The 24,719-nt window shown below is 61.7% G+C and carries 21 protein-coding genes and 2 pseudogenes; 19 read left to right on the top strand and 4 right to left on the bottom strand.

The features are described 5' to 3' along the window. Position 1: 1 nt before the first annotated feature. The 5 genes and pseudogenes from leuD to LDP01_RS05615 all read left to right on the top strand — a co-directional run bounded on the left by leuD (position 2) and on the right by LDP01_RS05615 (position 5,167). A pseudogene (leuD, locus tag LDP01_RS05635) lies at positions 2 to 603 on the top strand (3-isopropylmalate dehydratase small subunit). Between the two features lie 205 nt (positions 604 to 808). Then, positions 809 to 2,134: a UDP-N-acetylglucosamine 1-carboxyvinyltransferase gene (murA, locus tag LDP01_RS05630; RefSeq protein ID WP_224090824.1), complete on the top strand. Its 1,326-nt coding sequence runs from the start codon at positions 809 to 811 to the stop codon at positions 2,132 to 2,134. 11 nt (positions 2,135 to 2,145) lie between these two features. Beyond that, on the top strand, positions 2,146 to 2,979 hold the full coding sequence (locus LDP01_RS05625; RefSeq protein WP_224090823.1) for a lysophospholipid acyltransferase family protein: 834 nt from the start codon (positions 2,146 to 2,148) through the stop codon (positions 2,977 to 2,979). Then, entirely contained in the window at positions 2,976 to 4,028 is a 1,053-nt protein-coding gene (locus LDP01_RS05620; protein ID WP_224090822.1) for an NAD(P)H-dependent glycerol-3-phosphate dehydrogenase, read from the top strand. Before LDP01_RS05625 ends, LDP01_RS05620 begins: the two co-directional genes overlap by 4 nt. Then, positions 4,028 to 5,167: a D-alanine--D-alanine ligase family protein gene (locus LDP01_RS05615; RefSeq protein WP_224091052.1), complete on the top strand. Its 1,140-nt coding sequence runs from the start codon at positions 4,028 to 4,030 to the stop codon at positions 5,165 to 5,167. Before LDP01_RS05620 ends, LDP01_RS05615 begins: the two co-directional genes overlap by 1 nt. A gap of 71 nt (positions 5,168 to 5,238) precedes the next feature. Here LDP01_RS05615 and LDP01_RS05610 read toward each other — a convergent pair whose 3' ends face one another. Beyond that, positions 5,239 to 5,748, bottom strand: coding sequence for a DUF3515 domain-containing protein (locus LDP01_RS05610; RefSeq protein ID WP_216923870.1), 510 nt, complete (start codon positions 5,746 to 5,748; stop codon positions 5,239 to 5,241). A 134-nt stretch (positions 5,749 to 5,882) separates the two neighbouring features. On the opposite strand from LDP01_RS05610, the gene thiL reads away from it, so the two are divergent. The 4 genes and pseudogenes from thiL (at position 5,883) to rsmD (ending at position 10,910) form a co-directional block, all read left to right on the top strand. Then, positions 5,883 to 6,926: a thiamine-phosphate kinase gene (gene thiL, locus LDP01_RS05605; RefSeq protein WP_224090821.1), complete on the top strand. Its 1,044-nt coding sequence runs from the start codon at positions 5,883 to 5,885 to the stop codon at positions 6,924 to 6,926. A gap of 22 nt (positions 6,927 to 6,948) precedes the next feature. Continuing rightward, positions 6,949 to 8,029, top strand: a pseudogene (locus LDP01_RS05600) (DAK2 domain-containing protein). Further along, positions 8,019 to 10,286: an ATP-dependent DNA helicase RecG gene (locus LDP01_RS05595; protein WP_224090819.1), complete on the top strand. Its 2,268-nt coding sequence runs from the start codon at positions 8,019 to 8,021 to the stop codon at positions 10,284 to 10,286. The pseudogene LDP01_RS05600 and the gene LDP01_RS05595 overlap by 11 nt, the downstream one beginning before the upstream one ends. A gap of 57 nt (positions 10,287 to 10,343) precedes the next feature. After that, positions 10,344 to 10,910 (top strand): 16S rRNA (guanine(966)-N(2))-methyltransferase RsmD, encoded by a 567-nt coding sequence (gene rsmD, locus LDP01_RS05590; protein ID WP_224090817.1) that lies wholly within the window; start codon positions 10,344 to 10,346, stop codon positions 10,908 to 10,910. Here rsmD and LDP01_RS05585 read toward each other — a convergent pair. Continuing rightward, positions 10,907 to 11,701 (bottom strand): spermidine synthase, encoded by a 795-nt coding sequence (locus tag LDP01_RS05585; RefSeq protein WP_224091050.1) that lies wholly within the window; start codon positions 11,699 to 11,701, stop codon positions 10,907 to 10,909. The genes rsmD and LDP01_RS05585 overlap by 4 nt on opposite strands. After that, positions 11,698 to 12,828, bottom strand: a complete 1,131-nt coding sequence (locus LDP01_RS05580; RefSeq protein WP_224090815.1) for an aminotransferase class I/II-fold pyridoxal phosphate-dependent enzyme — start codon at positions 12,826 to 12,828, stop codon at positions 11,698 to 11,700. The genes LDP01_RS05585 and LDP01_RS05580 overlap by 4 nt, the downstream gene beginning before the upstream one ends. A 156-nt stretch (positions 12,829 to 12,984) precedes the next feature. On the opposite strand from LDP01_RS05580, the gene coaD reads away from it, so the two are divergent. The 10 genes from coaD (at position 12,985) to LDP01_RS05530 (ending at position 19,658) form a co-directional block, all read left to right on the top strand. Next, positions 12,985 to 13,467, top strand: coding sequence for a pantetheine-phosphate adenylyltransferase (gene coaD, locus LDP01_RS05575; RefSeq protein WP_223933289.1), 483 nt, complete (start codon positions 12,985 to 12,987; stop codon positions 13,465 to 13,467). Between the two features lie 183 nt (positions 13,468 to 13,650). Beyond that, the gene (locus LDP01_RS05570; protein WP_224090813.1) at positions 13,651 to 14,178 is read left to right on the top strand and encodes a YceD family protein; all 528 of its coding nucleotides are present in this window, start codon (positions 13,651 to 13,653) and stop codon (positions 14,176 to 14,178) included. Positions 14,179 to 14,211: 33 nt separating this feature from the next. After that, positions 14,212 to 14,415, top strand: a complete 204-nt coding sequence (rpmF, locus tag LDP01_RS05565; RefSeq protein ID WP_011775139.1) for a 50S ribosomal protein L32 — start codon at positions 14,212 to 14,214, stop codon at positions 14,413 to 14,415. A gap of 23 nt (positions 14,416 to 14,438) precedes the next feature. Further along, positions 14,439 to 15,149, top strand: coding sequence for a ribonuclease III (gene rnc / locus LDP01_RS05560; protein ID WP_216923862.1), 711 nt, complete (start codon positions 14,439 to 14,441; stop codon positions 15,147 to 15,149). 19 nt (positions 15,150 to 15,168) lie between these two features. After that, positions 15,169 to 16,125 carry a bifunctional DNA-formamidopyrimidine glycosylase/DNA-(apurinic or apyrimidinic site) lyase gene (gene mutM / locus LDP01_RS05555; protein ID WP_224090811.1) on the top strand — a complete coding sequence of 319 codons (957 nt, stop codon included), beginning with the start codon at positions 15,169 to 15,171 and terminating at the stop codon, positions 16,123 to 16,125. A 46-nt stretch (positions 16,126 to 16,171) separates the two neighbouring features. After that, a complete protein-coding gene (locus LDP01_RS05550; protein ID WP_224090809.1) occupies positions 16,172 to 16,606 on the top strand; it encodes a hypothetical protein in 435 nt (144 codons plus the stop codon). Further along, positions 16,603 to 17,295: a hypothetical protein gene (locus tag LDP01_RS05545; protein ID WP_224090807.1), complete on the top strand. Its 693-nt coding sequence runs from the start codon at positions 16,603 to 16,605 to the stop codon at positions 17,293 to 17,295. The genes LDP01_RS05550 and LDP01_RS05545 overlap by 4 nt, the downstream gene beginning before the upstream one ends. An 8-nt stretch (positions 17,296 to 17,303) precedes the next feature. Next, complete coding sequence (locus tag LDP01_RS05540; RefSeq protein ID WP_224090805.1) at positions 17,304 to 18,623, top strand: MFS transporter; 1,320 nt, start codon at positions 17,304 to 17,306, stop codon at positions 18,621 to 18,623. After that, a complete protein-coding gene (locus tag LDP01_RS05535) occupies positions 18,620 to 18,994 on the top strand; it encodes a hypothetical protein (protein WP_224090803.1) in 375 nt (124 codons plus the stop codon). The genes LDP01_RS05540 and LDP01_RS05535 overlap by 4 nt, the downstream gene beginning before the upstream one ends. Then, positions 18,960 to 19,658, top strand: a complete 699-nt coding sequence (locus LDP01_RS05530; RefSeq protein ID WP_224090801.1) for a TolB family protein — start codon at positions 18,960 to 18,962, stop codon at positions 19,656 to 19,658. Before LDP01_RS05535 ends, LDP01_RS05530 begins: the two co-directional genes overlap by 35 nt. 156 nt (positions 19,659 to 19,814) lie before the next feature. On the opposite strand, the gene LDP01_RS05525 is transcribed toward LDP01_RS05530, so the two are convergent. Continuing rightward, entirely contained in the window at positions 19,815 to 24,701 is a 4,887-nt protein-coding gene (locus LDP01_RS05525; RefSeq protein WP_224090799.1) for a DUF4082 domain-containing protein, read from the bottom strand. Between the last annotated feature and the right edge of the window lie 18 nt (positions 24,702 to 24,719).

The following is a 24,719-nucleotide window of genomic DNA, read 5'->3' as shown; positions in this document are numbered from 1 at the left end:
CATGGAAGCATTCACTACCCACACCGGCATCGGCGTTCCGCTGCGCCAGAGCAATGTGGATACCGACCAAATCATTCCGGCGGTCTACCTCAAGCGCATCACGCGCACCGGCTTCGAAGACGCCCTTTTCGCCGCATGGCGCAAGGACGAGTCGTTCATCCTCAACCAGGGCCCCCGTTCAAGGCCGGGTCCGTGCTGGTGGCCGGCCCGGACTTTGGGACGGGTTCCTCACGTGAGCACGCTGTCTGGGCATTGAAGGACTACGGCTTCAAAACTGTGCTGTCCTCACGGTTCGCCGATATTTTCCGCGGCAACTCAGGCAAGCAGGGACTGCTGGCAGCCCAGGTGGCACAGGATGACATCGAACTCATCTGGAAGATCCTGGAGAACGCTCCCGGCACTGAGGTCAAGGTGGACCTGGTCTCCAAGACGGTGGAATGCGGCAACGTCGTGGCTCCGTTCGAGATCGACGACTACACGCGGTGGCGGCTCCTGGAAGGGCTCGACGACATCGGCCTCACCCTCCAGCACGAAGAAGACATCACCGCCTACGAGGCCACAAGGCCCTCGTTCAAGCCGAAGACACTTCCGGCGAAAAGCTGACGAATTCCCCGGCGGCTGAATGCTGCGGAACGAGGACCGGTGGGCCCCCAGGGTGGGCTCACCGGTCTTTTTTTCGGAGGATTGGTGGATACAGGATCTGCCCGGCACGGGGCAGCTCCATTTCGGTTAGGTAACCCGAGCTTCTATGCTTAGCTGGAGCCTTTGTAAGTATGGGGGGCGAGTAGTCGTGAGGAAACCGGTATAGATGAGTAGTGTTCTGACAATCCGCGGTGGCGTCCCGTTGACAGGGCGGGTGACCGTTCGCGGTGCCAAGAACCTTGTGCCCAAGGCCATGGTGGCGGCGTTGCTGGGCAGCGAACCATCAGTGCTTCGGAACGTGCCGGAAATCAAGGACGTGGAGGTTGTTACCAGCCTGCTGAAGCTCCACGGGGTGACTGTGGTCAAGGACCCCGATACGGGTGATCTGACACTGAATCCGAAGGATGCCAAAACGGCATCCAGCACCGCCATTGACGCGCATGCCGGCGATTCACGCATCCCGATCCTGCTGTGCGGCCCCCTGATCCATGCGATCGGAGAGGCTTTCATTCCGGACCTTGGCGGCTGCAAGATTGGCGACCGTCCTATCGACTACCATCTGAACGTCCTGCGCCAGTTTGGCGCCGTTGTGGAAAAGCGCCCGGGCGGCATCCACATCTCCGCACCCAACGGACTGCACGGCGCCAAGATCTCCCTTCCCTATCCATCAGTGGGCGCAACCGAGCAGGTGTTGCTGAGCGCTACGCGCGCGGAAGGAATCACGGAACTCAGCGGGGCTGCGACCGAACCGGAGATCATAGATCTCATCGCCGTGCTGCAGAAAATGGGCGCCATCATCAGTGTCCAGACTGACCGGACCATCCGCATCGAGGGTGTCAAGGACCTTGGTGGCTACAACCACCGGGCGCTTCCGGACCGGAACGAGACTGCGTCCTGGGCCTCGGCCGCGTTGGTTACGCGTGGCGACATTTTTGTTGAAGGTGCTTCACAGCGGGACATGATGACCTTCCTAAACACCTACCGCAAGGTGGGGGGCGGCATGGACATTGGTGATGACGGCATCCGTTTTTACCACCCCGGAGGCAAGCTTTCCCCGCTGGTCCTGGAGACGGATGTGCACCCAGGCTTCATGACTGACTGGCAGCAGCCCCTGGTGGTGGCTTTGACCCAGGCGGAGGGCGTGTCGATTGTGCATGAGACGGTCTATGAGAACCGTTTCGGCTTCACCGATGCCCTGGCCCGGATGGGTGCAAACATCCAGGTCCACCGTGAGTGCCTTGGCAGTGTTCCCTGCCGCTTCGGCCAGAGGAACTTCCTGCATTCCGCAGTGATCTCCGGTCCTACGCCGCTGCGGGGGACCGAGATTGACATCCCCGATCTTCGTGGCGGCTTCAGCCACCTCATTGCAGCTTTGGCCGCGACCGGCACCTCCAGGGTCACAGGCATCGATATCATCAACCGTGGATACGAGCGCTTTACGGAGAAGCTCGCTGGCCTGGGCGCCGATTTCGACATCATCACCACCAAGTAGCGGGGGACCCTTTGAAGGAATCGGCCAAGAGCCGGGCTACGTTCATGCTCCTGGCGGGCATTGCGCGTCCGTTGATGAACCTCCTGATGGGCAAGAAGTGGGAGGGCACCGGGAAGCTCCCCGCGGGCGGCTTCATCGCAGCACCGAACCACTGCACCGAAATTGATCCTGTCGTGATCGGGCACATGCTCTACAACCAGAAGCGTCCTCCGCATTTCCTCGCGAAGGCAGGCCTCTTCAAAGCACCTGTGCTGGGAGCCTTGCTGCGGGCGACGAACCAGATTCCGGTTGAACGCTCGACGGCGGGTGCCAACCGCTCGCTGCAAATCGCCAAAGAGGTGGTGGACGCCGGAGGTGCCATCATTATCTACCCCGAGGGAACCCTGACCCGGGACCCTGACCTGTGGCCGATGAAGGGCCACACTGGCGCTGCCCGCCTGGCATTGCAGACAGGTGCACCGGTTGTTCCGATGGCCCACTGGGGCGCCCATGAGGTTTTCCCCCGATATGCCAAGCGTTTCCACGTCTTCCCTCGAAAGACCGTCAGGGTTCTCGTAGGTGAGCCCGTGGACCTGAGCGCTTTCGCGGACCGGCCCATGGACCGGGCCACGCTGTCCGAAGCTACAGACGTCATCATGGAGGCGGTAACCGAGCTCCTGGCAACCCTGCGGGGTGAGGAGCCGCCCGCCGAACGCTGGGATCCGGCCGTTCATAAGCAGGCCAAACATGGCCGGTTCGTGGAGCGTGGTTCAAATACTGCACGCGGCGCAGCGCCTGAAAAGGCTGCAGAACCCGCTGGCAACGATGCATCTCTTGAGAATCCGGAACAGGAGGGCAGCAAATGACGGTTATTGAAAGCCGTGTCCCTGCTCCGGATACCGTAGCTGTACTTGGCGCAGGTTCGTGGGGAACTACGTTCGCCAAGATCCTCGCGGATGCTGCTGCCACTACCGGGGTGGAGCGGAGGATCCGGATTTGGGGGCGGCGCGCAGGGGTGGTTGATCAGATCAATGCTGATCACCGCAATGAGCAGTACTTGAAGGACATCGAACTTCCCCACGCAGTCACCGCATCCACGGATGTTGCAGAGGTCCTGCAGGATGCCGGTCTCGTGGTCCTTGCCGTGCCGGCCCAATCGCTGCGGCCCCAGTTGGGGGAATGGAAGCGCCTGCTCGCCCCGGACGCAATTGTCGTATCGCTGATGAAGGGCCTCGAGCTGGGGACTGACGCACGCATGAGCGAGGTCATCGCCCAGGAGCTAGGCATCCCGGAATCACGTGTGGTGGTGGTCTCCGGACCCAACCTCGCCATGGAGATTGCCAGGGAACAACCCACTGCGTCTGTAGTTGCCTGCAGTGACGCCGATACCGCCGCCGCAATCGCGCTCTGCTGCACCGCACCGTACTTCCGTCCTTATACCAGCACCGATGTTGTGGGCGTGGAGATCGGCGGGATCGTCAAGAATGTGATTGCCCTTGCTGTAGGTATTTGCGAGGGACGCCAAATGGGTGACAACACCAAAGCGTCAGTCATCACGCGAGGCCTCGCTGAGACGTCCCGGCTTGCCTTGGCGCTGGGTGGAGAGGCCCACACCATGGCGGGTCTCGCGGGGCTCGGCGACCTCGTTGCAACGTGCTCCTCTGCCCTCTCCAGGAATCACACAGCTGGAAGGCTACTGGGCGAGGGGCTGAGCCTCGAGCAGGTGGCTGAACAGATGACGCAAACCGCTGAAGGTATTAAGTCCGGCCCTGCAGTGCATGAATTGGCTGGCAAACTGAATGTCGAAATGCCCATTACGGCCGCCGTTGTGGCGGTGCTTGAAGGCAAAATGTCCGTTGATGACCTGGGGCCGCGATTGCTGGCCCGGGCCCTGAAGTCCGAAGGCGACTACTGATTGTGACTGAAGAATCCACCCCCGTGACCGGCCGTCGACCCCGTGTGGCGGTCCTTTTCGGCGGACGTTCCAGCGAACACGCTGTTAGTTGCGTGACGGCGGCAGGCGTCATGGGTGCCATTGATAAGAGCAAGTACGACGTCGTGCCCATTGGTATTGCCAAGTCCGGACAGTGGGTCCTTGCATCGGGGGACACCAGCCAGTGGTCCCTGAGCTCGTCCGCTCTTCCTGAGGTATCGCCGTCGGACCGGACCGTCACCTTGGCAGAGGTGGGCGGCGAGCACCAGCTCATCGTGACCGCGCCAAATGCCATACCCGAGGAACTCGGCTCCGTGGACGTCGTCTTTCCTTTGCTCCATGGCCCTTGGGGCGAGGATGGAACCGTCCAGGGCCTCCTGGAGCTATCCGACACACGTTACGTTGGTGCCGGCGTGCTTGCCTCGGCAGTAGGCATGGACAAGCACTTCATGAAAGTAGTTTTCGAAGCCGCTGGACTGACGGTGGGGCCTTATATCGCCGTCACGGACCGCGAGTGGCTCACGGACGCCGAGGCTGTCCGCAAGCGCGTGGACAAGCTCGGTTTCCCGGTCTTCGTCAAGCCTGCCCGTGCCGGCTCCTCCATGGGAATTTCCAAGGTGGATTCTTTGGAGGGCTTGGACGCTGCCATCGAGGAAGCCCGCCGCCACGACCTGAAATTGGTCATTGAAGCCGGCATTGCGGGGCGTGAAATCGAGTGCGCTGTGCTGCAGGGCAGGGGCACCGATGCGCCCCGTACCTCCATGCCCGGCGAAATTGCGGTGGCTCCCGGCGAACACCAGTTCTATGACTTCGCTGCCAAATATGTCGAAGATGGTGCTGCCGCGTTGAGTTGCCCGGCCGATATGCCGGACGAGGCCATTGCGCGCGTCCGGGAATTGGCCGCTGCCGCCTTCGATGCCGTGGGCGCGGAAGGACTGAGCCGGGTGGACTTCTTCTACACGCCCGCGGGTGAGCTCATTATTAACGAAATCAACACCATGCCCGGCTTCACTCCGAAGAGCATGTACCCGCAGATGTGGGCGGCTTCAGGTTTGCCTTATCCGGAGCTGATCGATGAACTCATCCATCTGGCCCTGACCCGCAAAACGGGCCTGCGTTAACCCAAGCCGGCAGCGGCTGGTGTCGGTAGGCAGGACCGGCGCCAGCTGCCCTTTAGCCGGTTGAGCCCCCGCTATTTGGCGGTCGGGAGGTTCTGCAGGTCTTCCTGGCCCACGCAATGGCGCGTTGCTTTGATCTTCCCGGCAGCGGCTGCGAGTTCGGTGAGGACTGTGGCCGAGCTGATGTTGGCGGCTTCCAATTTGACCGGATCGACGAGGATTTCCGTTGCCGGTTCGCGTCCAAAGGTGGTCAGGGTATAGACGCCATCGCCTTCTTTGATCACCCAGTCGATGTCATTTACGCTGACGCAACGGTCAGTGGTTGGTCCAGGGACGTTGACACCGCAGCGCAGGATGATCTGGGAGGGATCGCCCCACGCAGCAGTGGCCTGGCTGTTGGTCTTGCGGAGTGCGGCATCGCCGATCTTGTCCGGGAGCGCCACCATCATCGGGGCGCAGGCCGGATTGGCGGCGTCGGTTGCCGCCGTGACGTCCACAGTGGGGGCGCAGGCTGAAACTGCGAGCACGGACGCTGCGGCCAAGCTGAAGGCCACGGCAGTCCGCGGAAGGGTCTTTCGGTGCATCATTCAAGCCTATCCCGCCCACGCAGCCGCCTGGCGTGAGGTTGGTGCACCCGTTACGAGGGTCACATTGCCGATGGTGCGCCCGGCGCAGGCTCCGGCGATATTTTGTCGGTGTCCCGCGATAGCGTAGAGCCGTGCCCCCAAAACAGCCATCCGAAGTTCAGCCATCCGAAGAATGTCCAACAGTCGCAGATCTGTCGGAGTCCGAGCTCCTTGCCCTGATCTTCCCCCGACTCAACAGCAGCCCCAGCGTCCTGCTGGGTCCCGGCGACGACGCCGCCCTGGTTGCCGCCACAGACGGCCGCACACTGATTTCCATCGATACCCAGACCCAGGACCAGGACTTCAGGCTGGAGTGGAACAACGGCTATCGAACCACAGGATACGACGTCGGATGGAAGTCCGCGGCACAGAACCTTAGCGATATCAACGCCATGGGCGGAACGGCCACCTCGCTGGTGGTGAGCCTGACCATGCCGCCGGCCACACCAGTTCAATGGGTGAAGGACTTCGCGGACGGCCTCACCGCTGGAATCATCGGGCTGGGAGTTCCTGATTGCTCCGTCGCAGGAGGAGACCTCGGCCGTGGCCGGGAGATTGCGGTGACTGTCGCCGTCGTCGGTACTTTGGCTGGAGAGGATCCCGTATTGCGTTCCGGGGCAAAGCCGGGAGATGTCGTGGCAGTGGCAGGTACCCTGGGGCGTGCTGCCGCAGGTCTGGCGCTGTTGGAAAGCGATGTCACCCTAACAGACCTCTCGGCTGGGCAGCGTGCCCTGTTGGATAGCCAATGCCGGCCCTTGCCGCCGTTGGCTGCCGGGCCGCTTGCCGCACGTTCGGGCGTAACAGCAATGATGGACATTTCAGATGGTCTGCTGCGCGACGGCGGTCGGCTCGCCGCGGCAAGCAACGTCATCCTGGACTTTGACGCTGTTGCGTTGAAGGCCCATGCAGTTCCACTGGAACCAGCTGCCGCCTTGCTGGGCGTGGATGCCATGCCATGGGTGCTGGGCGGGGGAGAGGACCACGGGCTGCTGGCTACCTTCCCAGCCGGAATTCAGCTGCCGGAGGGCTTTACTGCGATAGGCTCAGTTCAGGCCGTTGCCCAGTCTCAAGGCACCGGCGTCCGGATTGCCGGACAAGCTGCTGACACCGTGGGATGGGATCATTTTGCAGACTAAGATCGCCGCGAATGCGCACGCCATGAAACGTTGGCTCGGCAAGACAGAGGTGGTCCTGGGCAACCATAGCGACCGCCTGAACGCGATCAACATCTTTCCCGTCGCAGACGGTGATACTGGGACCAACCTTTATCTGACGGCGCGCGCAGCTGTGGCCGCGGTGGCCGGCACCGCTTCGGACGCTGTGGAGACCGGCAACGACGTCGGTGCTGTGCTGTCACGCGCTGGTCAGGCCCGCCATGGAACAGGCAAGGGGTAACTCCGGCACCCTTTTTGCTGTTTTCCTGTGCGCTGCGGCGGAGCCGCTGTCCGGAAAAGCGCGCCTGAGTGCGCCGCTGCTGGCCACAGCCCTTAACAGGGCCCAGATCCGGGCTTGGTCGGCCTTGAGCGAACCAGTGTCCGGAACCATGCTGTCCGTCCTTGAAGCAGCGGCCCATGCAGCCCAGGCAACGGATTCTTCCCAGAACGGCGATGACAGCAACCACGCGCTGGGCGTTGCCTTGGATGCAGTGGTGGAAGCCGCCTTCCAGGCCGTTGTACGCACAGAGGACGAACTCCCACCCCTGCAGGCGGCGCACGTGGTGGACGCCGGGGGCGTAGGTATGTTGTTGGTGCTGGACTGTCTCCGCTCCGCAGTGCTCGGCGAAGAACTGCAGGATGAGCTCCTCGATGGCCTCCACGGCTACCAGCTGCAGGATCCGCACATCCACCAGCAGATGCCGGCCGACGACGGCGTGGAAGTCATGTGCACCATCAGCCTTTCGCCCTTGGACGCGGCCGTGCTGCGCCAACGCCTGGATGAGATGGGTGATTCCGTCATCATGAGCCAGGTTGGCACTACAGGTCACCATCCAGACGACGACGAATCCACCGCTGAGGCCAGTTATCGTTGGCGTGTGCATGTCCACGTACCTGATCCCGCGCCGGCCGTAGCGCTCATCAGGTCTCTGGGGGAGCCAACGGAAATTGCCGTCAGCCAGCTTGCCCTGCCCCGGGATTTTGAAGACGGGTCCCGGGAATATGAAGACGGGTCGCGGGATTTTGAAGCAACACAAACTGCAGAACCCAACAGCATCCCGGGCCAGTCACGGCATGAATACTGAGCTGGAACTGCCCCTGGAACGCAGGATCGGCAAGCGCTCGGCGTCCGTCATTGACAAGCACCTTGGCCTCAAGACGACCGGCGCGCTGCTTAACTACTTTCCGCGCAGGTATTTGAGCAGGGGCGAACTTACTCCCATCAGTAACCTTCCCTTGGACGAGGAAGTCACGCTGATTGCGCGGGTGCTGTCCAACAGCACACGTCAGATGCGTGCCCGAAGAGGTTCCATTACGGACGTCGTGGTGACTGATGAAGTCGGTGGAAGCCACGTTCCTGGTACCTTGAAAGTCAGTTTTTTCAATGGGTTCCGGGCCAAGGCGGAACTCCTTCCGGGCCGCCGTGCAATGTTTTCCGGCAAGGTGACCCGGTATGGGGGCGCCTTGGGGCTGACCAACCCGGACTTCCTGTTGCTGGATGAGGATCCGGATGCTGACGGCTCCGTTGACCCTGAAAAGTTGGCAGCGATGCCTATCCCTGTCTATCCCGCAACGGCAAAGCTGACAAGCTGGTCCATTCACAAGGTGATTACGGCGTTGCTGCAAACCCTTGACCTCGATGCCTTGGCGGATCCCCTCCCGGAGTCCATTGTCAGCAGGGACGGACTGCTGAGCGTGGCTGATGCTTATCGCCTGATCCACTCGCCTGAGACTGCCAAAGACTGGCAGCGGGCGCAGGAACGGTTCCGCTACCAGGAGGCGCTGGTGCTGCAGGCGGCTTTGGCGCGACGACGTGCCCAGCTTGCTGCAGAGGAAGCCACTGCCCGGCGTCCAGTCAGCGGCGGCCTGCTGGAAGAGTTCGACCGGCACCTGCCCTTCACGCTCACTGCCGGCCAGACAGCGGTGGGAAAGACGCTTTCAGAAGAACTTGGCCAGGACACCCCCATGAATCGGCTCCTGCAGGGTGAGGTCGGCTCGGGCAAGACTATTGTGGCGCTGCGGGCGATGCTGCAGGTGGTTGACGCGGGAGGGCAGGCGGCGCTCCTGGCGCCCACGGAAGTTTTGGCTGCGCAGCATTTCGAGTCCATCCGCAGGACCCTGGGGCCGCTGGCCCGCGATCACCTTTTTGGCGGTACCGGGATGCTCGGAGCCGGCATCGGTGATGAGGCCGGGCGGGCTGGTGTCCAGGTGACCCTGCTGACCGGGTCCATGCCAACGGCGGCGCGAAAACAGGCCATGCTCGATGCCGCTTCAGGAAACGCAGGCATCGTGATCGGAACCCACGCTCTGTTGAGCGACAAAACCAGTTTTCAGGACCTCGGCTTGATCGTGGTGGACGAGCAGCACCGCTTCGGCGTGGAGCAACGTGACGCATTGCGTGCCAAGGCCCAACGTCCGCCGCATCTGCTGGTTATGACTGCCACGCCTATTCCCCGCACAGTGGCGATGACCGTGTTCGGCGATCTTGAAACTTCCATCCTCGATGAACTTCCCGCTGGGCGGGCGCCTATTTCCACCCATGTTGTGGGGCTTGCCGAGAACCCGGGCTGGGCGGATCGAATCTGGAAACGGTCACGGGAAGAAGTCGACGCCGGTCATCAGGTCTACGTTGTATGTCCCAAGATCGGCTCGGACGACGACGGGGACTTCAGCCCGGGAGAAGCTGAACCAAGCGACGCCGAACTCTCGGACGAAGGTCCGGCCCGCGAGCTCGCTTCGGTGACGGCCGTCGTCGAAAGCCTGGTTCAGGAGCCGTCTTTGGCAGGGGTGCCCGTGGCGCCCCTGCATGGTCGTCAGGACCCGCTGCTAAAAACCGAAACCATGGCTTCGTTCGCAGCAAACCAGACCAAGGTGCTGGTCTCCACCACGGTTATCGAGGTGGGTGTCGATGTTCACAATGCCACCTTGATGGTCATCCTGGACGCCGATCGTTTTGGTATTTCCCAACTCCACCAGCTTCGTGGCCGGGTTGGCCGTGGCGGTCTGCCGGGGACGTGCCTGCTGGTCACTACTTTGGAGCCGGGGCACCCGAGCCGTCGAAGACTGGATGCCGTGGCGTCCACCACCGACGGGTTCGAGCTCTCCCAGGAGGACCTGAAACTCCGCCGTGAGGGCGATATCCTGGGCGCCTCGCAATCAGGTGGGCGGTCCACGCTTAAGCTGCTGCGTGTCCTGGAGCACGAAGACCTGATTGCCCGTGCACGCGCGGACGCACAGGCCCTTGTTGCCCAGGACCCGGCCCTGCGTCACCAGCCGGTCCTGGCCGCGACCATTGATGAATACTTGAACCCTGAAAAGGAGGCGTTCCTTGAACGCGGTTAGAGAATCCCCGGGTACGCGCAGTGCTAAACGGTCGGGCACCGGCAATGGAGAGGCGCTGTGAGCCGGATCATTGCCGGAGTTGCTGGTGCGAATCCGCTTACGAGCGTGCCCGGGACCGCAACGCGGCCCACTACGGACCGTGTTAAGGAAGCACTGTTTTCCCGGCTCGAGTCTTTGGCTGTCATCGACGATTCCCGGGTGTTGGATCTCTATGCCGGTTCCGGAGCCCTGGGTGTGGAAAGCGCCAGCCGGGGCGCCCGCAGCGTGGATCTGGTGGAATTCGATGCCAAGGCCAGTGATGCCTGCCAACGCAACGCGGATTTGGTCAACCAAATCCTGGGCGGCAAGAAAGTTTCAGTCCATCGGTCCAAGGTGGAGTCTTTCCTGGAGCGCGCCACAGCACGCGATGTGTGGGACCTGGTGTTCCTGGATCCGCCATATCCGCTGGACGAACCAGCATTGAGTGCCGTGCTGGCCAAGTTGTCGCCTCACTTGGATGAAGGGGCGGTCGTGGTGGTGGAGAGGTCGTCCAGGAGTGCCGAACCGGACTGGCCTGAAGCGCTGGAATGTTTCGCTGACAAGAAGTACGGCGAGACCAAGCTGTGGTTCGCTGAACCCTCCTAGCCTGAAATTCTGTCCAGGTCCACGCCATGGAGGACTGTTGCCGGGTGTGGGCCGCGCGAGAGTAGCGCGCTGGTCCACGCTGCCGGCCATGGCGTTCGGGTGCCCACCAGGATGATGTTGCCGGGGTAGCGCCCCGCGAACATTCCCGTCTCGGCAAATGCGATAACGTCCGCCATGGCTTGCCGGAGGGCTTTTACCTGGCTTCGCACCAGGGTTAGCGCCGGTTCGTCGCCGACGTTCACGATCAGTACGCCGTTTGGCCGCAAGCGGGCAGCGGCCTCTTCGTAGAACTCCCTGCACGCGATGTGGGCTGGTGCTTCCGGCCCGGAGAAGATATCAAGGATGACGACGTCGAACTCCACCTTCGAGGGAATTTCGGCCAGCGCCTCGCGTGCGTCGCCTATATGGGTGTGCAGCCGCGTGCCCTCCGGCATGGGCAGCTTTTGCAGGACGAAGTCCAGCAATTCGCGTTCGAGTTCCACTGCATACTGGTCTGAACCTGGACGCGTTGCCTGGACGTATCGGGCCAAAGTCAGGGCGCCGGCGCCGAGGTGGAGCACAGAGAGTGGCTCTCCAGGCTCTGCGGCCAGATCCACCACATGAGCGATCCGGCGAAGATATTCGTAGAAGATCTCCGCGGGGTTGGCCACGTTCACGTGGGATTGTTCAGCACCACCGATGCTGAGGATGTAACTGCCTTCAATGAGCGTATCGGCCTCAACAATGGCGTGCTGCCCTGTGGTCCGCAGGAAACGCGTGGCGTGATGGCGGCCGGAGTCGTTGCGGTTCAGAGCAGGTCCTTAAGTGCGGACAATCGTTCGGCCGCTTCTTCCAGGACGCTGGTTTTCTTGCAGAAGGCGAAACGCAACAGGCTGCGGGTTCGCTTCGCTCCTTCAGGGTGGCAAAAAACAGGAACCGGGATGGCGGCGACACCTACCAGGCCTGGCAACCGGCGTGCCAGGTCCACGGAGTCCTTAATGCCCAGTGGTTCTGTGTCGACGTTGACGAAGTACGTACCGCGTGGCGTGAAGACGTTGAATCCTGCAGCGCGAAGGCCCTCGGAGAGGATGTCGCGTTTGTGGCGAAGCGTTTCAGCTATCCCGGTGTAGAACGTGTCGGGAAGGGCAAGTCCCACCGCGATGGCGCTTTGGAACGGCGTGCCCGAGCTGTATGTCAGGAACTGTTTGACGGTGCGGACGGCGGCAACCAGATCCTGGGGGCCGCTAAGCCACCCGATTTTCCACCCGGTGAAGGAGAAGGTCTTTCCTGCAGAGGAGATTGTGAGGGTCCGTTCCGCAGCCCCAGGCAAGGAAGCGACTGGAATATGTGTTACGCCGAAGGTGAGGTGCTCGTAGACTTCGTCGCTGACAATGATGGCGTCGTACTTGATGGCCAGCTCAACCACCTTTTCCAGGACCTCTTGGGGGAAAACGGCGCCGGTGGGATTGTGCGGGTTGTTCAGGAGCACCACCTTGGTCCGGCTGCTGAAGGCCTCTTCCAGCCGGGCGGGGTCCGGAAGGAAATCCGGGGCCGCCAGGGGAGCGGTGACATGTTGTGCCCCTGCCAATCCGATGATGGCTCCATAGGAGTCATAGAACGGTTCGAAGGTGAGGACTTCGTCACCGGGCTGGACGAAAGCCAAAAGTGACGCCGCTATGGCTTCGGTGGCGCCGGTAGTGATGATGATTTCCGTTTGCGGGTCTGGAGTGAGTCCATAGAACCGGAGTTGGTGTTCCGCGACAGCTTCGCGCAACTCCGTGGTGCCCTTGCCGGGTGCGTATTGGTTGGCTCCTGCGGCGATGGCTGCCTGCGCCGCGGCTTTGATCTCCGTGGGCCCGTCCTCGTCGGGGAAGCCCTGTCCGAGGTTGATGGCGCCGGAGGATATTGCCAAGGTGGTCATCTCCTCGAAGATGGTCACTCCGAGGTTTCCGTCAGGCGAAAGCAGGTTGGCGCCGGTGGCGGCCCGCTGCCACGGCGCGGAGGCCCTGGCCGGTTGTATGGAGCGGTAAAGTCCTGCCTGCTGATGACATGTCAGCCATGGTATCCCGGCGAAGCTATGGGGTAGGTTCGTGTCATGAGACGTGCGGTATGCCCTGGATCCTTTGACCCTATCCACAACGGACATCTCGAAGTCATCGCGCGGGCAGCGGGCCTGTTTGACGAAGTCATCGTGGCCGTGTCCACCAATTACGCCAAGAAGTACCGCTTCAGCCTCGAAGACCGGATGGAGATGGCCCGCGAGACGCTGGCATCCTTGCGAGGCATTATCGTTGAGCCGATGGGGGAGGGGCTGTTGGCCGAGTACTGCCGCCATCGGGGTGTTTCGGCAATCGTGAAAGGCCTGCGCTCGTCCTCGGACTTTGACTACGAATTGCCGATGGCCACCATGAACCGTCAGCTGACCGGCGTCGAAACCGTCTTCCTGCCGGCAGAAGCGCACTATGTCCACCTTTCGTCCACCTTGATCAAAGAGGTCAATGTATTGGGCGGTGACATTTCGGATTTCGTACCCAAATCTGTGTTGAAGCGGCTCCTCGCTGGCGAGTCTGGAACGTAACCCTCCCGCAAGGGGGTAGTCTTGATAGGTACCTCGCAGCTTCTTGCGGTGGATCCCAGCTGAAACCGTGGCGTTCTTTGCGCGCCCGGCACCGGTTTGAGTCCTCAGGCTTGATCAGGCTAAGATGGTACGTCGGTCATATGTTCTACAGGAGTTCTCATTAAGCGAGATGCAAGTTCGCCCTTGGCGCTGGTAGTCAAGGACCTTGGACGCAGTCCAGGAACCATGCGGACACTCAACGAACATGTACCTGCGCCAAGTGACCTTGGTGTGGCGCTCATTGGCGTGAAGGAAGGCTCGGATGTCGAGTTGGATCTTCGCCTTGAGGCCGTACACGAAGGAATTCTGGTATCAGGATCCGTAATCGTCGAAGTAACCGGCGAATGCGGTCGATGCCTGGATCCCCTTGCGTATGACCTTGAAGTCAATGTGCAAGAACTTTTCTTCTATGAAGGCGTCGAGCTTTCTGACGAAGAAGACGATGAAGAGCAACGTCGAGTCGAGCACGATCTGATCGATCTTGAGCCGGTGTTGCGGGACGCAGTTGTCACTATGCTGCCGTTCCAGCCGGTGTGCCGGGAAGACTGCCAGGGCCTTTGCTCCGAATGTGGAGCACGCCTGGAAGACGAGCCGGGGCACCACCACGAGGTCATTGACCCTCGCTGGGCTGCCCTAGCTGATCTGGCTAAGACTGACCGGCAAACTGATTAGTAAGTGTTGGACTAAGAGAGAAATGAGATAGCCGTGGCTGTTCCCAAGCGGAAAATGTCTCGCGCAAACACACGCGCCCGCCGTGCCCAGTGGAAGGCAACTGCCCCCAACTTGGTCAAGACCATCGAAAACGGTCAGGTTACTTACAGCCTGCCGCACCAGGCAAAGGTCGTCACTGACTCTGCCGGCACCGCGCTGTTCCTTGAATACAAGGGCCGCAAGGTAGCAGACGCCTAATCTGCCCCATAGGCTGACAAAGGATGTCTTCAACTGAAGAGCTTCTGAAGCGTCTCGGTGTCTCCATTGACACCGAGACGCTTCGTCTTGCTCTGACACATCGCTCATACGCGTATGAGAACGGTGGGATTCCCACCAATGAGCGTCTCGAGTTCCTCGGCGACTCCATTCTGGGGTTCTCCGTGACCGATTCGCTCTACCGCGAGAACCCCGCGCTGCCTGAAGGCGAGCTCGCAAAGCGACGATCCGCTGTCGTGAGCACGCGTGCCCTCGCTGGAATCGGTCGCGAGCTTGGCGTGGGCGAGTTCATTTACCTCGGGCAGGGCGAGAAGCTCACCGACGGCAAGAACAAGGCCTCGATCCTCGCGGATACGATGGAAGCGCTCATAGGTGCGACGTACCTCTCCAACGACATCGAAACGGCACGCCAGCTGGTGATGCGCCTTGTGGGCCCGCTCCTGAAGGACGCCGGCGCCCTTGGAGCGGGTACCGACTGGAAGACGAGCATCCAGGAACTGACCGCCAGCCGCCAACTCGGAGCAATCCACTATGCGGTGGAAGGCTCGGGCCCGGATCATGCGCGTACGTTCGAGGCCGTCCTGAACATTGGTGGGACTCCTTATGGCCGCGGCGCCGGCCATTCAAAGAAGGAAGCCGAGCAGGAGGCTGCCGCCGATGCCTGGCGTGCCCTGACTGCCCTGGACCAAGCTCCTGCCGGACCCGCTTCCGCCTGAAGCCGAGTCCACAGACCCAATGCCTGAACTTCCCGAAGTAGAAGTGGTTCGCCGTGGCCTGGCCCGCTGGGTCCGGAGCCGGACGATCACCGGGGTTGACGTCCTTGACTCCCGCTCCATCCGCCGGCATGCCCTTGGCACAGAGGATTTCATCGGCAATCTTGAGCATGCCACGGTGATGGACGTCGTCCGCCGCGGTAAGTTTCTCTGGATGCCGCTCGCCATGGACAGCCTGGGTTCCGTTGGCAGCACCCTGCCCAAGGTAGCGCTCATGGCTCATCTGGGGATGAGTGGACAATTGCTCATGCAGGACCCCCATGTCCCTGACGAGAAGCATCTCAAAGTCAGAATCTCCCTTAGCCCGGTGGAGGGCATGCCGGAGCAACTGCGATTTGTGGACCAGCGCATTTTCGGTGGCCTGTTCGTAACGTCCCTGGTGCCAACTCCCGACGGCGGCCCTGGAGGCTTGGGCGAGACGCCGTTGCCTGAGATCGCTGATGAAGCCTCCCACATTGCCCGGGACCCGCTGGACCCCTACTTTTCCTTCGAGGCGTTCTACCGCAAAGTCAAAAGCCGAAAGACAGGCCTGAAGCGGGCCTTGCTGGACCAGTCGGTCATTTCCGGGATTGGCAACATCTACGCGGATGAGGCCCTCTGGCGCGCGCGCCTCCATTACGCCCGGCCTACCGACACGTTGCGCCGCAGCGATGCTGCCCGGCTTGTGCAGGCCGTGGAAGACGTCATGAACGCGGCACTGGCGGCCGGAGGCACGAGTTTTGATTCCTTGTACGTGAATGTCAATGGCGATTCGGGATACTTCGCCCGATCGCTCAATGCCTACGGACGCGCGGGTGAGTTGTGCAGCCGTTGCGAAGCAGCAGGCCTGCACAGCATTATCAAACGTGAGCAATTCATGAACCGCTCTTCCTACACGTGTCCGGTTTGCCAGCCACGGCCACGAAACGGGCGTTGGTAGGGCCAAAACTGTTCCGGAATCCGGATCGCAATGGCAGACTGTCCCCATGAAAAGCTTGGCGGTTCGGATCGCCATCGCACTGGTTTTCAACGCCATCACGTTGTGGGTGGCGTCAGTTCTTCCCGGGGTCCGATTGGGAGCCGGGTTTCTTTGGGCCGTCGTGGTGTTCACGGCGGCCACGCTTTTGGTCAAGCCGTTGATCCTGGCCTTTTTCCATCACCGTCACGTCCAGCGGGCCGAGCGGCGTACGTGGTTGGTCACCAAGGTCCTGACGGTGCTGGCCGGGCTGCTGGCCACTTTCGCCATCCTTGTGGTGACAAGCATCTTTTCCAATGGGTTCACCATCAACGGCATCTTCGGCTGGATCGCGGCGACAGTGGTGATCTGGTTGGCATCGTTTATTTACGATTTCGTCGACGACGGGCTTGAGGCCAAGGCCCATGAGCTCCTTGGCGGCGCGGCAAGTCCGGGCAAGCCATGATGGCGCGGCGACTGGTGATTGCGGGCATCTGCCTCGCAGTGCTGATTGCCGCCGTAGCTCTCGTGCTGGACCAGATGGCTTCGAAACCCGGACCTGTTACGGCCCAAAGCCCGGCATCCTCGAGCCCTGGTGCGAACCCCTCGAACGGCTCGGCTTCCGGCAGCGCCAGTGCACCTCCTTCCGGCAATCCGACGTCGGGCAGTTCCGCAAGTGGCCCGGCGGACGGTGGAGGCGACGGCGGAACAACAGCCAAGCCACTCGAGGTCCTGCCCCCGGTCACATCCACACCCACCGGGCTGCCGGAGCCGTCTGCACCGGCCCCACTTATCACTGGCCCGCTCCCGAAACCCGGCACAGCGAAGGGCTCACTGGTGGAGGGCTGGCCGAGCAGCGTTGTGGCCATGCCGGCCGGGACCACAGTGGGCTCCACCAGCATCTCAACCTCCGGCAGCGTCCTGCAGTTGACTGCCGACGGAATCGTGGGCACCCCGCAAGAAGACGTTCTGGCCGCCTTCCGCCAATCCTTGGTCCCTCAAGGCTTCTGGTCCGAGGATGCGCCCGCGCCGGATGGAGCCGTCGCCGCGAGGTTCGTGCGTGGCACGGACACAGTGACGGTGTCGGTTTCGGTGACCGGAACCGGCGTTTCACGCTTCCAGCTTTTGGGCAGCCTGCACACGACGGCGGACTAGGGGCACGCATGTACATCTCACTTTCGGATCGCAGCGGTGGCAAACGGGAAAAGCCCCGCGGAGCCACGACGGCACTATCCAGCGAGGTGCCGTTTCGTTTGTCTCCGGTCATCCTGTGGCTAGGCCTTGTCAGCATGGTGACGGACGTGTCGTCCGAGTCCGTGACGGCAATCCTCCCGCTGTATGTGACAGGATTTCTGGGCCTGTCAACCATCGCTTTCGGATTCATTGACGGCATTAACCAAGGCGCGAGTGCAATTGTCAGGATCGCGGCGGGCTGGGCATCGGACCGCAGCGGACACCCGAAACGGATCGCATTTGCCGGCTATGGGTTGTCCATGCTCGCCAGGATAGGTTTCCTGTTCGCAGGAGGGTTCTGGGCCATTGCAGCCATTGTGACCGGGGACAGGATCGGCAAAGGCATTCGCACGGCTCCACGTGATGCGCTGATCACTGTTTCAGCGCAACCGGAACACTTGGCCCGTTCCTTTGGCGTGCACAGGATGTTGGACAACATTGGAGCGGCCGCAGGGCCAATGATTGCCTTCCTCGTGTTGCTGTTGATCCCCAACGGGTTCAGCACCGTTTTTGTGGTGTCGTTGGCCTTTGCAGTCATCGGCGTAGCAGTTCTCGGGCTGGTGGTGCCGGACCTTCGGGCGGATGGGCTAAAAGGGATTGAAGCGAACAGCGGTGCCGAACAAACAGCCGGCTCCCGGAAGAAAGGCCCCCGGCTCTTCGCGTTCTCGTGGAGCCACCTGCGGGAGCCGGGCCTGGGCAAGCTATTGATCTCTGCGGGTCTCCTTGGGTTGCTGACCATTGGTGATGGTTTCATCTACCTTGTTTTGCAGGATCGGGATTCCTTTGCAGTGCAGTGGTTTCCGTTGCTTTTCGTCGGCACCAACATTGTGTTCCTGGCGTTTGCGATTCCGCTGGGGCGGCTGGCCGACCGGGTGGGCAGGGTACCGGTCTTCGTGGGAGGCCACATCGCGCTGCTTGCCTGCTACTTCCTGGCGGCGGCGCCTTTCGGTGGCCTATGGAGCACCGTGGGCTGCCTGATCCTTCTTGGCGGGTTCTACGCAGCCACTGACGGTGTGCTGGCGGCACTGGCCAGCCAGTTGACTCCATCGGGGAAGCTGGCTACAGGCATCGCCTCTGCACAGACGGTGGTTGCGCTGAGCAGGATGACAGCCTCGGCCGGTTTTGGCGTTCTCTGGTACGCAGTAGGAGCCTCCACAGCCATGGTTGCGGCCGGAGCGTTGTTGGCATGCGCCGTGGTGGCGGTCGTCTTCATCCTTCCTGGGGCAAGGCCAAAGCTGGGCAGCGAATGAGCACTACCTTCACTGGCGGGAGGCTGCGGTGGGCCATCCTCCTTGCGGTAACGGCGGTGGTGCTCGCTGCGGCGGGTGTTTATGCGGTTGGCGCCTACCAGCGGTTTGAGCAGAGCAGCACTGCCGCGCCGTCCGTAGGGGTCACTGCAGGCCAGCCGTTGCCGGATGTTCCGTTCGTCCTTTTTCGGAACACGGCAGGCGGACAGGGTTACGGTAATGCCGCTACCGTAGCGTTGTCCTCGCCTGACGGAACGCGCGCGGTGAGCGAACAGGGCCTGCGACAGGGTCTACGGAACCGTGTCCACGGTAATTTGCCTCAAAACGAACCGTGGCCTCGTGACCGCGTTCGAAGCCGCCGTCCTGGATCGTGACTGGCAACAGCAACGGGCATGGCCTGTGCCGGGGATACCGAGCCGCACGCGGATCAGTGCGGACGGCTCCATGATTGCAACCACTGTCTTCGTCACAGGCCATTCATATGCGACTGCAGGGTTCTCCACCGCTACTGAAATCAACTTAACTGCGGGTGGTTCAGGTGGTTCGGGGAATCTGGAGGACTTCGCACTGATAGTCAACGGCGAGCGCTTGCAGGCCACGGACAGAAACATTTGGGGGGTTACCTTTGCACCTGGGCAAAGCGACGTCTTCTACGCCACTGCGGCTTCCTCCGGGCGTATCTGGCTTGTTCGTGGCAGTCTGTCGGCCAAGACCCTGACTGCGGTCCACGATAACGTCGAGTGCCCGTCCATCTCACCGGATGGCACACGGATTGCCTACAAGAAGAACGACGCCGGGCCGTTGACTGCGCACTGGAAAGTCGCAGTGCTTGACTTGGCTACGGGACGGGAAACTGTTCTTTCGGAGAAGCGAAGCGTGGATGACCAAATCGAATGGTTGGACAACCAAAACCTGCTTTACGGATTGGCCGACGAAAATATCCCAGGTGACAGCAATATCTGGAAGCTGGGGACGGATCCGGCGTCACAGCCCAGCCTGTTTATCCCCCATGCGTGGTCGCCCAGCGTAGTTCGATAAACCCAGCGTAGTTCGATAAACCCAGCGTAGTTCGATAAAGACGTATCCCGCTGAAGGGCTGCGCTGGGTTGATGCTTAAATGCCGACGTCCGGCCCTGGAGTTCAAGGGGGCCGGACGCCGGCAGATCGGGGCGGGTTTAGCGCATCAGCAGATCCTCAGCAGATTCCAAGGAGGCCGCAGACCAAACCACCTGATTGCGTGGAGGTTGGGGTCGGACTGGGAGTGGCTGTTGGGGTCGCCGTTGTTGTCGTGGTGGCCGTTGGGGTCGGCGTCGGTGTCGCTGTAGCGCTCGCCTGGGTTTGCGCTTGAGCGGTAGTGGTGGAGTAGACCACGTCCACAAAGTAGTTCGTGGCATTCCAGGAACTGCTTGGCATTGCTCCAGAGGCGCCATAGCGGTACAGGCCGTTGTCCGGTCCGGAAGCCGTGAAGACGCCACTGGTCCACGTTTGGTTGAAGAAGCCGGTGGTGTAGGAGTATCTGCCATTGGGTGCCCGGTAGGACACCACGTATCTCTGACCCGTCACCAGTGCAACTGGTGTGGACAGTGTGGCTGTTTGCCATCCAGTAGCCGTCTCGTTGACGAAGGTCACTTGTGCCAGGCGGGTGCCGGACGCGTTCCACAGCGACCCAACATGGGTCCCGGTATTCCCGGTGCCTTTATAGAAACGAATGCCTGTCACGTTGCCTGCCTGGGAAACGGTGAATGCGGTCCCCAGTTCCACCGCTTTCGTTTCCGAAGCCGAGGCCACTTGCGGTAGCAGCGACCCAAAGATGGTGGACTGTTGCACAGTGGGGCTGGCTGTAGTGAACTGCCAGCTGGTCGGCGGCAGGGTTTGACCCTGTTGCGAAACCACGTTCGTCACGCTGACGGATACCGACGCGCTGCTGGGCAGGGCCGTGGTCGGCGTAAACGTCACCGTCCGGCTGTCTGCGGACAAGGCGGTGGTGCCCGCTACGGATGCGCCATTGGCAGTCAATGCCATCGACGCTCCGGACCGGATAGCCGAGGACAGCGTTATCGAGGGTTTGACGTCGGTGGGGATGCCCGTAGCGCCAGGTGCCGGCACCTGGGCCGTGACCGTCAGTGGGGGTTCGGGCACTGTGAGCACCAGGTCCACCAGATAACTTGCTGTGGAAGGCACGTTCGGGAAATCGCTGCTGTAAGAGAACGCTCCTGCGTCTGAAGCGGTTCGCAGGGGTCCACTGGTGAGACCTTCACCGAAGCCGTTGGCCGTGTAGGAGTACTTGCCGGTCGGCGACTTGTAGGCCACCACGTATTCAGTGTCAGCGGCAATATTGACTGGTTGGCTGAAGGTTGCCGTCTGCCAACCCATGCTCGACTCGTTGGTAAACGTGACCGATGCAAGGAGCTGTCCGGCACCGGAGTAGAGCGAACCCGTATGCGTCCCGGTATTTCCAGCGGACTTGTAGAAGCGGATGCCCGTCACCTGTCCTGTTGTGTCGCTGGAGAAGCGGACGCCCAGCGTCAGCGGTGCACCATCGTCAACCTCGGCAGTCGTCGGCGTGACGCTGTCCTGGTACAGGGTGCAGGGGCACGAGCCCGGTATGCGCGGAGTTGGAACTGTGGTGAAGGTCCAGGTACCTCCGGTCAATTGCTGCCCGGAGGCAGACGCCGTCGCAGCCAGAGTGGCCGTGTATGACGTACCAGCGGCGAGAGGTGAGGCGGGGGTGAACGTCACCTGGCGCGTTGTTTGGTCATAGCTTGTTGTTCCGGCTACGGCGGCGCCACTGGCGGTTTTCACTCCGAGCGTGACGCTTGACGGTGTGGCTGCTTCGGACAGTACGGCGCTGACCTTGCTGTCCAGCGGGACACTGGACGCGCCAGGCAAAGGCGACTGTGCGCTTGCCGTGAAGGCAGGCGGTGGAATCATGGCCACGACGTCAACCAGGTAGCTGGCGGTTGAACGGGAAGCCGGGAAGCCTCCGCTGTACGTGTAGGCACCAGCATCCGAGTCTGTGCGCAAAGGTCCAACACTCATGCCTGAACCGAAGCCGTTGGTGGTTGCGGAGTACGTGCCCGTCAGGGACGTGTAGGACACAATGTAGTCCGTGTTGGCAGCGATCTGGACAGGCTGGCCGAAGATCGCTGTTTGCCATCCGGAAGCACTCTCATTGGCGAAAGTGACTGTCGCCAGCTGTTGTCCGGACGCGGTGTACAGCGCCCCGTTGTGGGTGCCGGTGTTGCCGGCCGACTTGTAGAACCTGACGCCCGTGACTTCGCCGGCCCTGATGCTGGAGAAACGCACGCCAAGAGTTAGTGGAACTCCGTCCCGGATCTCGGCAATGCCGGGTGTAACGCTGTCATCGAAGAGACTGCACGGGCAGTCCCCGGCGACCGGCAAGGTTGCCGCCGTCGTGAAGGACCAGGTTCCACCGGCAGTTACTGATCCGCCGATCGAATCGGTCCCTGTCAGGGTTGCCGTGTACGTCGTGCTGAAGGCCAAGGCAGATGACGGCGTGAACGTCGCCCTACGCGTGGCGGAGTCGTACGCCGTGGTGCCCGCCACGGTGCCGGAGGAGGACTTCAACGTCAGCTGGACGCTGGATGCAGTAACCGGTTTGGAGAACACGGCACTGACTTTGGTATTGACGGAAACGCTGGAGGAGGACGGGTAAGGCGTTTGTCCGGAAACCGTCATCGGCGTGGTGTCAACCGTGCTGAAAAGGGCGTCAACGAAGTAGTGGCCGCCGTTGTGGCTGGCGATCGGGAATCCCGAACCGCTGTAGACGCCCGCAGGCTGGGCACCGAAGCCGCCGGCAACTGTCAACGGCGCATCCGTCCAGCCACTGTAGGCCCATTGGTATTCCTTGCTGGCATAGTGGCCGTTCGGGGCCCAGTAAGAAACCGTGTAAGTTTGCCCGGCTGCCACAGGGACGGCCTGGCTGAAGAGGACCTGCTGCCAACCGGACGTTGTTTCGTTGCTGAAAGTGGCCGTGGCCAGGCGCTCGCCTGAGCCGCTCCAGAGCGAGCCGATGTGCGTGCCTGTATTGGCCTGGCTCTTGTAGAACCTCACGCCCGTGACGAAACCATCCACAGTTGGCGAGAACCGCAGTCCCAGTTCATAGGCCCCGGCGTCGCCTGAGTCCTGGATGGCAGGGACAGTCTGGCCGAAGACGCTGTAGGGGCCGGTAATGGTGAGGTTCCGGGTGGAAGCGGCACCAATGTTGGCGCTGTCATCGATGGCCCGGACCTGGACAGTGGCCGCTGAGAGGCCTTTCTGGATGTAGGTGTAGGTCCAGTTCTGCTTGCCTTGGGCCGGGTGCCACGTAGTGCCACCGTCCGTTGACACCTCGACGCCGGCCACGACGCCGCCGCTGTCTGAGGCAGTACCGGAAACGGTAACGCTTGTTCCGTGGGCAATGGAGGCAGCGTTGGCGGGTGCGGCAATGGAGACGGTTGGCCCGGTTCGATCCGTGCTGGCCGTTGCGGCGACGATGCCCGCTGCCCGTGTGGCGGGTTGGGCACCCATGTCTGCCAGCAGGTTCGCTTGGGCCTGCCGCATCCGGGGATCGGCCGCTGCGCCATCGCCGTCGTGTTCCTGGTCCAGGCCCCAGGTCCACTGGACGCTGCCGGCAGAGAACACCAAGGCACCGCTGGGGGCACGGTAGAGAGTCAGATGATGTGTGGTGCGGCCCGGCTTAACGGTATTGCCGAAGTCCTGCAGGTACTGGTCAACGTTCCCGACCGTGGTGGACAGCTGGATCAGGCCCGCTGGCCGGAAGCCATTGTCCAGGTCCTCGTTGGACTCATATCCGATGGTGTGGGGGGCCAAAGCCGCCGAGGAACCTGCCGGCAGCGACGTCAGGGATGTATTACGCCACAGCCTCGTCTTCCCTTCCTCGGCCGAGACGGTCACGGGCAGGTCAGTGTAGTTGGACATGTATAGAGTTCCGGTAAGCCCGTTCTCCGGTAAGCCCGCGCCAGCGCTTTGCGAAGCAAACCGCGGGTCACGCCACGTGCCGGTCCACTGGGTACTGGGGTCGCTCTTGGTGTTGGCCCACGTCTCCTTGTAGCAGGTCAAAGTGCGGCCGGCGCCCCCATCAACCGTGGACGCCTCGAAACGCGTGTGCCAGTACATCTCATTGCCGGAGAGGAACTGCAGGTTTACGCCCGCGTCCCTGGCTGCGGTGACGGCAGCGCGTTGCGGGCCGGACCAGTATTCATCATGGCCCACCGACAGGAAGACCTTGTGATTAAGCAACTGGGCGCCGCTGCGGTCCGTATCCAAGCCACTTATGTAGCTGACGTCGTAGCCATTCTGTTCCAGGAAGCGAACCATCGGATACTCGTTGGCGAAGTAGAAGTCCCGTCCGCCAATCCCGCCACGGGTGTCCATGGGACGGTTGTAACTGAGTTTGTAGGCCCTGCCGTTGGCCGCGCCCTGGTAGAAGTTGGAGCCGCCGTAACCGTTGTACGCCTGCCATGTTGTGTCGGAGGTCTGGAAGACGACGTCGGAATGGTTGCCATCGTTTCGGACAATGAACGTGATGTGGCTCTGGTCTCCGTTGTCAGGCCGCGTCAGGAGAGCTATGTAAATGCCCGAGACAGCCGTCGAGGGAACCTGCCAGGTCGCTGAAACAGCCCAGTTGCCACAGTCATAGAGTTCGGTAGTCAGGTCACTGATGCACTGGGGCTGGTTCTGCCGCAGTACCGACGGCGTCACGTTGGCGATCTTCCGGGCTCCATCACCCCCGTACCAACCTGTGCGATAGATGGCAATGGTGTAGTTGGCGGCGTTCGTATCGATCTTGAACTTGATTGGCTGCCCGGCGTTGACACTGATTTCCGTGGAAAATCCCTGTATCCCGGCGTCGCCCGCCCCGGCAATGTCCCACTCCGATGGGGGACTTCCGGGTTTGGAGTTTTCACACACCACAGGATTCATCCCGGGGTCGCAAGGGCCCGCTGCGACGGCCGCCGGTGCAGTTAGAGGCAGCAAAGCTGCAACCATGGCAATCACCAAAGGCAAGAGGAAGCCTTTGAGGACTTGCTGTGGTCGGGTAGCTGAAGGACCGGTCATCAGAACTCCTGGAGTGGT

Source organism: Arthrobacter sp. StoSoilB13 (assembly GCF_019977255.1).
Classification (GTDB): domain Bacteria; phylum Actinomycetota; class Actinomycetes; order Actinomycetales; family Micrococcaceae; genus Arthrobacter.
Note: the sequence above shows the minus strand (reverse complement) of the source record. Positions and strands in the feature narration are given on the sequence as shown.

Coding starts and splice junctions, on each gene's coding strand:
- LDP01_RS05525 (WP_224090799.1), bottom strand. CDS start 24,701: ATGACCGGTCCTTCAGCTACCCGACCACAGCAAGTCCTCAAAGGCTTC.
- LDP01_RS05535 (WP_224090803.1), top strand. CDS start 18,620: ATGAGCACTACCTTCACTGGCGGGAGGCTGCGGTGGGCCATCCTCCTT.
- mutM (WP_224090811.1), top strand. CDS start 15,169: ATGCCTGAACTTCCCGAAGTAGAAGTGGTTCGCCGTGGCCTGGCCCGC.
- murA (WP_224090824.1), top strand. CDS start 809: ATGAGTAGTGTTCTGACAATCCGCGGTGGCGTCCCGTTGACAGGGCGG.
- LDP01_RS05540 (WP_224090805.1), top strand. CDS start 17,304: ATGTACATCTCACTTTCGGATCGCAGCGGTGGCAAACGGGAAAAGCCC.
- LDP01_RS05545 (WP_224090807.1), top strand. CDS start 16,603: ATGATGGCGCGGCGACTGGTGATTGCGGGCATCTGCCTCGCAGTGCTG.
- LDP01_RS05610 (WP_216923870.1), bottom strand. CDS start 5,748: ATGCACCGAAAGACCCTTCCGCGGACTGCCGTGGCCTTCAGCTTGGCC.
- LDP01_RS05595 (WP_224090819.1), top strand. CDS start 8,019: ATGAATACTGAGCTGGAACTGCCCCTGGAACGCAGGATCGGCAAGCGC.
- LDP01_RS05550 (WP_224090809.1), top strand. CDS start 16,172: ATGAAAAGCTTGGCGGTTCGGATCGCCATCGCACTGGTTTTCAACGCC.
- coaD (WP_223933289.1), top strand. CDS start 12,985: ATGAGACGTGCGGTATGCCCTGGATCCTTTGACCCTATCCACAACGGA.
- rnc (WP_216923862.1), top strand. CDS start 14,439: ATGTCTTCAACTGAAGAGCTTCTGAAGCGTCTCGGTGTCTCCATTGAC.
- LDP01_RS05620 (WP_224090822.1), top strand. CDS start 2,976: ATGACGGTTATTGAAAGCCGTGTCCCTGCTCCGGATACCGTAGCTGTA.